The organism is Vitreoscilla massiliensis, from assembly GCF_001457815.1.
Taxonomy (GTDB): Bacteria; Pseudomonadota; Gammaproteobacteria; order Burkholderiales; family Neisseriaceae; genus Vitreoscilla; species Vitreoscilla massiliensis.
The window spans coordinates 1-1,432 of sequence record NZ_LN898214.1 but is presented as its reverse complement, the minus strand read 5'-3'; the positions used below and the strand labels follow the sequence as shown (position 1 = coordinate 1,432).

At 43.8% G+C, this 1,432-nt stretch carries 2 protein-coding genes; both read right to left on the bottom strand.

Features of this window, described 5'->3' with window-relative positions; genetic code table 11:
• Positions 1-728: IS3 family transposase (locus BN3003_RS00035; protein ID WP_147645277.1), on the bottom strand; the 728-nt coding region annotated here is incomplete at its 3' end.
• Positions 725-1,432 (bottom strand): IS3 family transposase (locus BN3003_RS00030; protein WP_108721462.1); only part of this gene is annotated, 708 nt, incomplete at its 5' end. The genes BN3003_RS00030 and BN3003_RS00035, both read right to left, overlap by 4 nt.

The window sequence follows — 1,432 nt, the reverse complement described above, 5'->3', positions numbered from 1 at the left end:
TGGTGTTGAAAAGCCGCGCAGGACACTTTTATCTGAGAATTTTCATACTCCAATGGGCTCATTCCATTGTTGGCTGTATGTGGCCGTTTAAAATTGTAATAATGAATAAATTGCGTGATTTCTTGTTTGACTACACTTTCATTCATGCTCGTGGTATGGCCTAAACCTTCATATTTCAAACTGCCAAAGAATCGCTCTACTACCGCATTATCGTAGCAACATCCCATATCAGACATACTCAAACGCATCTTTAATTGACTGGCTTTCTTAGCGAAGGCTCGACTGGTGTACTGTGAACCTCGGTCGCTGTGAAATACACAGCCATACTGCGGTTGGCGTAAGACATGTGCGTGTTGTAACGCTTGAATCACCAAGTCAGCTTTCATGCGTTCAGCCATACTCCAACCCACAATGCGGCGAGAGAACAAGTCCATCACCACAGCCAGGTAGCGCCAACCTTGGCTGGTTTTGATGTAAGTAATGTCGCCGGCCCAAACTTCATTGGCAAACAACGGTTGGAAGTTTTGATTCAATAAGTTGAATTGAACTTGGTGCCTCTCATTGCGTTTGGTTGTCACCTTAAATGCTTGACGCTGCTGACATACCAAACCCAACTTTCTCATCACACTGCGAACTTTGTACCTTCCGACTTGGAATCCAATTTGTTGTAATAACGCTTTAATTGTGCGAGAACCTATACGTTGTTTGTGTTGGTTTGTAGTGGTCAAGCCGCGCAGGACACTTTTATCTGAGAATTTTCATACTCCAATGGGCTCATTCCATTGTTGGCTGTATGTGGCCGTTTAAAATTGTAATAATGAATAAATTGCGTGATTTCTTGTTTGACTACACTTTCATTCATGCTCGTGGTATGGCCTAAACCTTCATATTTCAAACTGCCAAAGAATCGCTCTACTACCGCATTATCGTAGCAACATCCCATATCAGACATACTCAAACGCATCTTTAATTGACTGGCTTTCTTAGCGAAGGCTCGACTGGTGTACTGTGAACCTCGGTCGCTGTGAAATACACAGCCATACTGCGGTTGGCGTAAGACATGTGCCTGTTGTAACGCTTGAATCACCAAGTCAGCTTTCATGCGTTCAGCCATACTCCAACCCACAATGCGGCGAGAGAACAAGTCCATCACCACAGCCAGGTAGCGCCAACCTTGGCTGGTTTTGATGTAAGTAATGTCGCCGGCCCAAACTTCATTGGCAAACAACGGTTGGAAGTTTTGATTCAATAAGTTGAATTGAACTTGGTGCCTCTCATTGCGTTTGGTTGTCACCTTAAATGCTTGACGCTGCTGACATACCAAACCCAACTTTCTCATCACACTGCGAACTTTGTACCTTCCGACTTGGAATCCAATTTGTTGTAATAACGCTTTAATTGTGCGAGAACCTATACGTTGTTTGTGTTGGTT